Raw genomic sequence first — 9,019 nt, forward strand, 5'->3', positions numbered from 1 at the left:
CTTTCGGTGTCGGCGCTCAGCCGCCGACGGTCATCTGCTCGTAGTGGATGAACCGGCTGTCGTTGAGATAGCCCTGTACGCCCTTGGCGGTGGCGTTGACGTCGGTCTGCTGCACCAGATAGAGGGACGGCGGGTTGTCGTGCACCTTCCGCGCCAGCTCCTGGAGTGTGGACAGCCGCTTGGCCTCGTCGAACTCGTTGTTCGCCTGCTCGATCAGCGGCATGACGCTCTTGTCGCAGAAGAAGGCGGTGGCCTTGGCGCAGGAGAAGATGCGGTAGGCGCGGATGGCGTCCATCCAGGGGGCCGAGTTCCACGACAGGCCGAACATGTCGCCGCTCCAGCCGTTGGTCTGGTATTTCTCCAGCCACTCGGCGAAGGTCATCTGCCGCAGGGTGAGCGTGACACCGACCTTGGCGAGGTCGGCGGCGACCGCCTGGTAGAGCTGGTCGTCCGCCGGATAGGAGCCCACGACCACGTCGGCGGTGAGGCTCAGCCCCTTGTCGTGCCCGGCCTCCTTGAGCAGTTCCTTGGCCTTCTCCGGGTCGTACGGATAGGGCTGGGTCTGCGGGTCGTAGCCGAAGGTCGACTCCGACGCGCCCTGCCCGGTCACCTTGGCCAGGTCGCCGGTCAGGTTGGTGACGATGGCCTGCTTGTCGACCGCGTAGTTCAGCGCCTGGCGCAGCTTCTGGTCGGCCACCTTGGAACCGGACTTCGTCTGGTAGAACGCCAGGGACATGACCTGCGGCGCGGGGTCGGTCTGCGGGGTGCCGCCCGCGGCGCGCACCTGCTCGATCTGGTCGGGGTTGAGCTGGATCGCCACCTCGATCTGTCCCGACTGCAGCGCCTGGAGCCTGGCGGCGGCGTCGGGCAGCTTGATGACCTGGAGCTTGTCCACCTTGGGCTTGCGCCAGGAGTCGGGGTTGGCCGACAGCTCCCAGCGGTTCTGAGTGATCGAGTCCACCTTGAACGACCCGGTGCCGACCGGCGCGTTCGCGAACGCCTTGGGGTCCTGCTGCCACGCCTTGGGTGCGACGATGTAGAGCTCGGACAGGACCTTGGGCAGGATCGGGTCCGGCTTGGCCGTCGTCACCTCCACGGTGCGGGGGTCCACGGCCTTGGCTCCGGAGACGTTCATCAGGTCGACGCCCACCGGAGTGGATCGGGCGGCCTCGCTGTTCACGTGGTCGATCGTCGCGATGACGGCTGAGGCGTCGAACACCTCGCCGTTGGAGAACTTCACGCCCTCGCGCAACGTGAACCGCCAGCGGGTCGGCTCGACCTGTTCCCAGGACGTTGCCAGCGCGGACTGTACTGTGCCCTTGGCATCCACGAGGGTGAGCGCGTCGAAGATCGCGGACCACGTGTAAATGCTCGGGCTGCCGGTGGCGGTGAAGGGATTGCCCTGTCCTGGAGCCAGCGACGCCACGCCGACCCGCAGCGTCTGTGTCTTCCCGCCGCCCGAGGCCGGGGTCCCGCCGTCGGTCGAACCGGACGAACAGGCGCTGGACAGGAGCAGTGCCGCGCCCGCGGCGATTGCGATGCCGAGTCGGTGGTTGTTCACACCGTGTCCCTACGTTTTCATGGTCGCCGCCTGAGAAGGCGGCCCCGTGTTCCATAACAGAAGCTGTTCCTATAGAAGGAACGTTGTCCCGATTAGCGAAAAGGATTGCCGAGTTCTTCCCGTCAGGTCAAGGGATGAGGCCGGATCGTTTCCTTATGTGAGACAGGGGTCCGATAAATGTGCGTCGTCGGCTCCACCTCCACCAGCCCGCCGTACGGCAGGGCGAAGGCTGCGGGCTCGGCGCCGCGCACCGTCACCACGCCCATCCCGGGGACCGGCCCCGACCGGGGTGCGGCCCGGGGTCGCGCGGTCCCGGGATACTCGTCGATCTCGATGGCGGCCCGCTCGGCCAGCCGTACCGAACTCAGCCGGTGCTCGGTGGTATCGGGCAGGCCGAAGGCGTGGTTGAGCACCTGGATGCGGGCCCGCCGGTCGCTGGCCCGGACCGCGCCGAGCCGCGACTCCACCACCCGCCGGCTCTCTTCGAGGTCCGGGGTCGCCAGTACCGCGATGAACACCCCGTCCACCGGATCCCGTTGCCGGGGCAGCGCGAACCCGGGCACCTCACCGAGGATCTGGGTGAGGTACACCCCCTCCCCGCCGGTACCGGCGAGCTGGGCCGCGCGCAACGGCAGCGTGCCCAGCCGCAGCGGCGGGACGAGCACCGTGAAGCCCGCGCGTTCGGCGTCGAGCACTGCCTGGTCCACGTCGCGCACGGCCAGTTCGAGCGCGGCCCAGCCGTACGTCGTGAACGGTGCCGGCGGGCTGCCCTCAGTCCGGACGAGCCGCACGTCGCCGCCCTGGCCGCCGGGTGGGCCCACGGTGATCCTGTCTCGTTCTCCATCCGGCCGCACGGTCCAGCCGAACGCGGCGAGGTAACGTCCGGCCGCCGTCGGGGGATCGGGCACCCCGACGGTCACCCGGACGATCGGGCCCGCGCTCACAGGAGGTGCACCGCCTGGAAGCGCAGGTAGGAGGCCAGGGCCTCCACGCCGAGCTCCACGCCGAGCCCGCTGCCGCGCCGCCCGGCGAACGGGGCCGCGGTGTTGAAGCCGAAGCCGTTGACGCCCACCGACCCGCTGTCCATCCGGGAGGCCAGGGCCACGCCGCGTTCCTCGTCCGCGGTCCAGACCGATCCGGCCAGGCCGAAGTCGGAGTCGCCCGCGAGTGTGAGAGCCTCCTCCTCGGTGTCATAGGGGATGACCGCCAGCACCGGGCCGAAGATCTCCTCCTGGCATATCCGCATGTCGTTGGTCGCGTCGGCGAACACCGTGGGCTCGAAATACCAGCCCGGCCGGTCCGGCGCGCCACCTCCCGTGGTCAGTCTGGCGCCCTCGTCGAGTCCCGAGCGCACATAGGAGGCGACCCGGTCCCGATGTTCGGCGGTGATCAACGGGCCGACCCGGGTCGCCGGGTCGAACGGGTCGCCGACCGCCAGTCCGGCCGCGAACGCCGTGACGGCCTCCACCACCTCGGCATATCTTCGCCGGGGGGCCAGGATCCGGCTGTGGATGAAGCAGTTCTGGCCGCTGAACAGGAAGCCGAGCACGCCGAGCGAGCCGACGAAGGCCGACAGGTCGGCGTCCTCCAGCAGGACGGCCGCCGACTTGCCACCCAGCTCCAGCGTCACCGGTTTAAGGGCGCGCCCCGCCAGTTCGGCGATGCGCCGCCCGGCCGCCGTCGACCCGGTGAAGCCGATCTTGTCGATTCCCGGGTGGGTGACCAGCCACTCACCGGTCCTGGCGTCGCCGGGCACGATGTTGAGCACGCCGTCCGGAATCCCCGAGGCCGCGACCGCCTCGGCCAGGAGGTAGGACTCCAGCGGCGCCTGCGGCGGCGGCTTGAACACCGCCGTTCCACCCGCGGCGAGGGCCGGGGCGAGTTTGTACATCGGCAGGGTCAGCGACCCGTTGTAGGGGGTGATCGCGGCGGTCACCCCGATCGGCTCGCGGCGCACGATGGAGTGCCGGATCGGTGAGGTGGCCTCGGGGGCGGCCCGCCGCTCCTCGGTCACCAGGGTGCGGATCACCTCGGCGTAGTAGCGCAGCAGCTCGCTGCCCCGCAGCGTGGAAGCCCGTCTCCCGCCCACGGGTCGTCCGGTCTCCCAGGCGAGCAGCGTGGTCAGCTCGTCGATCCGCTCGTCGAGCAGCCCCGCCAGCCGGTCAAGGGCCGCCGCCCGTTCCCCGGCGGGCCAGGTGCGCCACCCGTCCGGGTCCCGGAAGGCGGCGCGGGCCGCGGCCACCGCCGCGTCCACGTCATCGCGCCCGGCGCACGGGACACGGCCCACCGGTTCCTCGGTGGAGGGAGAGATCACCTCGACCGTTTCATCCGAGATCGGCGCGACCCGCCTGCCGCCGATGAACAGGTGGTCGTGCCGGTAGAAGGTGCTCATCGTGCCTCCGTGAGGTAGGCGGCGGGCATGCCCGGCTCCATCGACGTCCACACGCTCTTGGGCCTGGTGTACAGGTTGACCGCCTCCGTTCCGTTCTCGTGGCCGAACCCCGACCGGCCGACGCCGCCGAACGGCACCAGGTCGGACAGGATCCGGTAGGTGTTGATCCAGACCGTGCCGACGCGCAGTTCGGCCGCCATCCGGTGGGCACGGCCGACGTCGCGCGTCCACACCCCGGCGGCCAGCCCGAACCGCGTGCGGTGGGCCAGTTCGACCGCCTGGCGTTCGCCGTGGAAGGGCGCCACCGACACCACGGGTCCGAAAATCTCATCGGTCAGCAGCGGTGCGTCCGGCGCGACGTCGGCGAACACGGTCGGCGGGACGTAGAAGCCGTTCCTGAGCCGGGGGTCGTCCGGCGTCGCGCCCTGCGCGACCAGGCGCGCCCCGCCCGCACGGCCCTCATCGATGTAGCCCAGCGTTTTTTCCGCCTGAGGCAGAGTCACCTGCGGCCCCACCTGGGTGCCGGGCTCACGCGGGTCGCCTACCCGCAGGACGCTCGTCCGCGCCGCCAGTCGGTCGACGAAATCAGCGTATGCCGGTTCCTCGACGTAGACCCTTGACCCCGCCACGCACATCTGGCCGCACGCTCCGAAGATCCCGCCGAGTACCCCTTCAAGAGCCGCGTCCAGGTCGGCGTCGGCGAACACGAGCTGGGGCGACTTGCCGCCGAGCTCCAGCGCCGAGGGCGCGAAATGCCCAGCGGCGGCCTGCGCCACCGCGCGGCCCGCCGGATGGGATCCGGTGAACACCACCAGGTCGGTCCGCTCGTCGCCCACCAGGGCCCGCCCGACGTCGGCCCCGCCGGGCAGGATCTGCCCGACGCCCTCGGGTAGCACCTCGGCCAGGATGCCGGCCAGCACCAGCGCGGTCAGCGGCGTCTCCTCCGCCGGCTTGACGATGCTGACGTTGCCGAACGCCAGCGCCGGGGCCAGCTTCTTGGCCGCGAAGAAATAGGGAACGTTCCAGGGGATGATCCCCACCGCGATGCCGTACGGCTCCCGCACGGTATAGGTGTGGAACGGGCCGGGCACCGGGATGACCGTGCCGGTCACCTTGTCGGCATAGCCGCCGTAATACTCGAAGCAGGCCGCGGCCCGCTCTGCCTCGCGTCGCGTGTCGCTCAGGAGCTTGCCGGTGTTGAGTGTCTCCAACTGGGCGACCTCCTCGACCCGCGCGCGCATCCGGCGGCCGACCTCGACCAGCAGCCGTCCCCGCTCACTCGCCGGCATGCCGCGCCAGCCGGGCAGCGCTCGGGCCGCCGCGCTCAGCGCGACCTCGGCGTCGCCGGGCGCGACGTCGCCGATGACCTGTCCGTCGATCGGGCTGTAGATCTTGCTCATCGAGCGGTCAATCCCTTCCGTACGCGCTCCGGCAGCGGAGCGGTGAGCATGCTCGCGGCCATCACATGGGCGCGGGAGCGGTCCTCGTCGGCGGCGATCTCGGCCAGCTCGGCCAGCCGCTGCCGGCGCTTGGCGGGGTCGCGCTGGGCGAGCCTTATCGCGCCCTCATGGGTGAGGGGCTGCACGAATTCCATCGCGGCGGCCCGCCGTGCCGCGCCGTACGTGGCGGCGGCCTCATCCGCGTCTGCTCCCGAGCGGATCACCGGGACCAGCCGGTCGGCCGCCTCGAACGCGTCGTGCACGCCGGAGTTCAGGCCCATGCCGCCCGTGGTGCTGTTGAGGTGCGCGGCGTCGCCGACCAGCAGCAGCCGTCCGAGGTGGAAGGTCTCGGCGACCCGTTGGTGACTGCGGTAGGTCTGGTGCTGGATCAGCTCGACGTCCCCGGCCGCGCCGGTCAGCAGGCCGAGGCCGGTGCGGACCGCCGGATGCGGGTCGGTGGTGCTGCCGCCCTGCTCTCCGGGCGCGGACACCGCCAACCGCCAGACGTCGGGGGTCCTGATCAGCGAGAGCCGTCCCGACGGGCCGCTCCAGTAGCTCACCGGAGCCACGTCTTTGACCACCCGCTCGAACGGGAACGGGCTGGCCACCACGATGCTCTGTGTGTCGAGCGTGACGCCGGGGAAACCGATGCCGGCGTGCTTGCGCAGGGCGCTGTGGCTGCCGTCGGCCGCGACCAGAAAGGCCGCGCGCAGTTCGACCCGCCCATCCGGGGTGTCGGCCGTCACCGTCACGCCGTTGTCGTCCTGCCGCATCTCGCGCACCGTGTGGCGGAACCTGAGGTCCACCTCGTCGGCCCGTGCTGCCCGGTCGCCGAGCAGGCGCAGCATCTTGTACTGCTCGAACTGCGTGCGGAAGGGGTAGGGCGTGCGTCCTTCGAGCAGGCCGAAGTCGAACTCGACGACCTCGTCGAACTCCAGGTCGCGATGCTGCACCCGGTCGACTCGCGTCGAGCCGGACAGGATCTCCGGCGTGAGGCCGATCTCGTCGAGCAGTTCGAGCGTCGGCGGATGCAGGGTGGAACCGCGCCATTCCGCGCGCACCGACCCGTCGCCCGACTCCAGGAGCACGACGGGCACGTCATGCGTGGCCAGCGCCACGGCGGTGGTCAGCCCGACGGGACCACCACCGACGACGATCACCGGAGCATCTTGACTGATCATGCTGAGGGGCCTCTCCTGGAGGTTCCGGCAAGCTGGGGGAGGACGGCGTCGGCGGTGAGCCTGCGCATCGCCGGGCTCGGCGACTCGCGCAGTTCCTCGCTCGCGCCGGCGGAGGACGCGAGCCACCACGCGCCGCAGAGATTGGACGATAGGACCGGAACGCTCAGCTTCCCGGCCGCCGCGTCCATCGCCGCGAGGCTTGGCGCGCCCGTTCCGGCGACGAGGACCGCGTCGGCCCGGCCCGGCCGTACGGCGTCGATGACGCGGCGGACGTCCTCGCCGGTCAGGTCGTAGATCGCGCCACTGCCCGGAATGGGCAGGACGTCGTTCACCTGGTGGCCGGCCTCCCGCAGGAATCCGGCGCACTGCTCGGTGAGCCAGGCGGGGTACGGCGAGACCAGGAGGAGCGACCGCGCGCCGAGCGCGGTCAGGGCGGCCAGCACACAGGACGCGGCGGTGAACACCGGAAAGCCGTGGCGCGCGGACAGGTCGGAGCAGAGCCGGGCGTCACCGTCCGGTCCCAGCGGATAGGAGGACCCGGTGCAGGCCAGCAGCGCCGCGCGCAGCGGCAGGCCTCCGAAGGAGGCCAGCGTCCCGGTGTGGTCGTCGTTGTAGCGCGACAGGCGCGTCCGCAGGTCCACCCCGTCGTGCACCGGCAACCTGGCCGTGTGGGTGATGAGCGATCGGGGGAGCAGGCCGGTGATCTCGGGTTCGGCCGAGGGGTTGCCGGGAGGGACCACGACGCCGACTCGCGCAGGTGCCTCCGCGAGTCCGTCAGCTGTTCCACTCACTCGAACGATTCCTTTCGGGGTCGGAATGGATACTGCCAGCTGGAGCGAGCGTTGGGTAGAGGATAACCAGACATTAGGGCACCTTATTCGTGGCTGTGTCGTCGAGGGCCGGTTGTGGGCTGTCCGTAAGCGGTGTTAGTTTCCAGCAGAGTGGATAGCGCATTGTTCCCCTGAGAGGAACAATGGTGAAGCAGATAATCGGAGGACAGATGGCGCTGCCCAGCGAGACCGAGATCCCGCCCGTGCCTGTGCCGCAGGCGAAGGTGAGTGACTTCCTCGATTGGCGTGAGCACGAGGTGCCCCGGGCCGCGACGCTGCTGGGGCTGCGCCGCTATTGGATGAGCACGCTCTATCCCCGGCTGGCCGAGCGTTACGCCGAGGCCGCCGGCGACCCCGAGCCGCGGTCCTTCGAGGCCGCCCGAGAGGTCATCGACGCGCTGCCGGGCCGCGATCGCTTCCTCTGGATGGATCGTTACATCCACCTGCGCATCTGGGAGGAGGTCGGGCGGATGGCCGACGAGCGGCTCGCCAAGCGGCCGGACCTCCTCGACGAGCGCGAAGACGACCTTGGCTCGCTGACCGTGCCGGAGGGCTTCCAGGCGCCCGCGTATTACACGGGATACGACTTCCACCGCCAGGACGGCGGCATCTGGCGCGACGACCGGGGCGCGCTCGTCTACGCCCTCGGCGCCCGTCTCGTGCACGCGGGCCGGCGTGCGCCCTCGGCTCTGCACGACGCTCTGACCGCCGCGATCCCCGAGGATCTCGCGCCGCGCCGGGTGATCGATGTGGGCTGCGGGTTCGGCAAGACCACCTTCTCCCTGGCCCGCCGCTATCCCGACGCCCAGGTCTCCGGCGTGGACCTGTCGCTGCCCGTGCTGCGGCTCGGCCGCAAGATGGCGACCGAGGAGGGACTGGCCGTCGACTGGGTTCAGGCGGACGCCGAGGCGCTGCCCGGCCCCGAGGGAAGCGCGGACCTCGTGGTGGTCTCGATGGTGCTGCACGAGATGCCGCTCTCGTCCATCGAAGGGGCCATGCGTGAGGCCAGGCGGGTGCTGCGGCCCGGCGGGGTGTTCGTCGCCCTGGAGACCAGGTTGATCGGCGATCCGTTCCGCGACGTGCTCGGCGCCTACCACAGCGAGATCACCGGCGAGCCGTACATCAATGCCTTCCGGGCGCGTGAGTTCGGTTCCTTCGCCCGCGCGGCGGGCTTCGACGACGTGACCGTGCGCGGTTTCGCCCCGCCCGGCGCGCCGGAAAAGGTGGACCGGCACATTTGGTCCACTCCGTGGGCGCTGCTCACCGCCCGTAAGTAGGCGCGAACCAATGAACGAACGAGACGACGAGAAAGGCGCAGCGGTGAATTTGCCGACCGACGGATTTCTGACCCCGGACATGGAAGCGTCACTGGAAATCAACTGCAATCTCATTTTCGAGCTGGTGCAGGTGCGGTCCCGGCTGGCCGTGCTCACCGAGGGGACCGATGAAAGCGTGTGGGCCGAAGCCGAGGCCACCGTCGCCCGTGTGCTGAGCCCCCTGCTGGACTGAGTCCGGCCGCCCCCATCCCGATGCCGCCCGCCCGATTAAACGGGGGGGGGCCGGGGGGGGGGGGCCCCCCCGGGGTCATGTGCGGGGGGCGGGGCGACGGGGCGGCC

The 9,019-nt window shown here is 70.6% G+C and carries 8 protein-coding genes; 2 read left to right on the forward strand and 6 right to left on the reverse strand.

Features of this window, described 5'->3' with window-relative positions:
- Window positions 1-16: 16 nt before the first annotated feature.
- The 6 genes from ABT130_RS28465 to ABT130_RS28490 all read right to left on the reverse strand — a co-directional run bounded on the left by ABT130_RS28465 (window position 17) and on the right by ABT130_RS28490 (window position 7,364).
- Entirely contained in the window at window positions 17-1,561 is a 1,545-nt protein-coding gene (locus tag ABT130_RS28465) for an ABC transporter substrate-binding protein (protein ID WP_350920262.1), read from the reverse strand.
- A gap of 122 nt (window positions 1,562-1,683) precedes the next feature.
- Window positions 1,684-2,505 carry a VOC family protein gene (locus ABT130_RS28470; protein WP_350960301.1) on the reverse strand — a complete coding sequence of 274 codons (822 nt, stop codon included), beginning with the start codon at window positions 2,503-2,505 and terminating at the stop codon, window positions 1,684-1,686.
- A complete protein-coding gene (locus ABT130_RS28475; RefSeq protein WP_350920256.1) occupies window positions 2,502-3,953 on the reverse strand; it encodes an aldehyde dehydrogenase in 1,452 nt (483 codons plus the stop codon). Before ABT130_RS28475 ends, ABT130_RS28470 begins: the two co-directional genes overlap by 4 nt.
- Window positions 3,950-5,353 carry an aldehyde dehydrogenase family protein gene (locus ABT130_RS28480; RefSeq protein ID WP_350960304.1) on the reverse strand — a complete coding sequence of 468 codons (1,404 nt, stop codon included), beginning with the start codon at window positions 5,351-5,353 and terminating at the stop codon, window positions 3,950-3,952. Before ABT130_RS28480 ends, ABT130_RS28475 begins: the two co-directional genes overlap by 4 nt.
- Window positions 5,350-6,573, reverse strand: coding sequence for an FAD-dependent oxidoreductase (locus ABT130_RS28485; RefSeq protein ID WP_350920250.1), 1,224 nt, complete (start codon window positions 6,571-6,573; stop codon window positions 5,350-5,352). Before ABT130_RS28485 ends, ABT130_RS28480 begins: the two co-directional genes overlap by 4 nt.
- Entirely contained in the window at window positions 6,570-7,364 is a 795-nt protein-coding gene (locus ABT130_RS28490) for a maleate cis-trans isomerase family protein (RefSeq protein ID WP_350920247.1), read from the reverse strand. The genes ABT130_RS28485 and ABT130_RS28490 overlap by 4 nt, the downstream gene beginning before the upstream one ends.
- 182 nt (window positions 7,365-7,546) lie before the next feature.
- Here ABT130_RS28490 and ABT130_RS28495 point away from each other — a divergent pair, with 182 nt between their 5' ends.
- Complete coding sequence (locus tag ABT130_RS28495) at window positions 7,547-8,680, forward strand: class I SAM-dependent methyltransferase (protein WP_350960306.1); 1,134 nt, start codon at window positions 7,547-7,549, stop codon at window positions 8,678-8,680.
- 10 nt (window positions 8,681-8,690) lie between these two features.
- Window positions 8,691-8,912, forward strand: coding sequence for a hypothetical protein (locus tag ABT130_RS28500; protein ID WP_350920241.1), 222 nt, complete (start codon window positions 8,691-8,693; stop codon window positions 8,910-8,912).
- The last annotated feature ends 107 nt before the right edge of the window (window positions 8,913-9,019 follow it).

The organism is Streptosporangium sp. NPDC001681 (assembly GCF_040298085.1).
GTDB lineage: Bacteria > Actinomycetota > Actinomycetes > Streptosporangiales > Streptosporangiaceae > Streptosporangium.

What these genes read in the sequence shown, in the direction of transcription:
- ABT130_RS28475 (WP_350920256.1), bottom strand. Translation starts at nt 3,953, where the DNA reads ATGAGCACCTTCTACCGGCACGACCACCTGTTCATCGGCGGCAGGCGG.
- ABT130_RS28480 (WP_350960304.1), bottom strand. Translation starts at nt 5,353, where the DNA reads ATGAGCAAGATCTACAGCCCGATCGACGGACAGGTCATCGGCGACGTC.
- ABT130_RS28485 (WP_350920250.1), bottom strand. Translation starts at nt 6,573, where the DNA reads ATGATCAGTCAAGATGCTCCGGTGATCGTCGTCGGTGGTGGTCCCGTC.
- ABT130_RS28495 (WP_350960306.1), top strand. Translation starts at nt 7,547, where the DNA reads ATGGTGAAGCAGATAATCGGAGGACAGATGGCGCTGCCCAGCGAGACC.
- ABT130_RS28500 (WP_350920241.1), top strand. Translation starts at nt 8,691, where the DNA reads ATGAACGAACGAGACGACGAGAAAGGCGCAGCGGTGAATTTGCCGACC.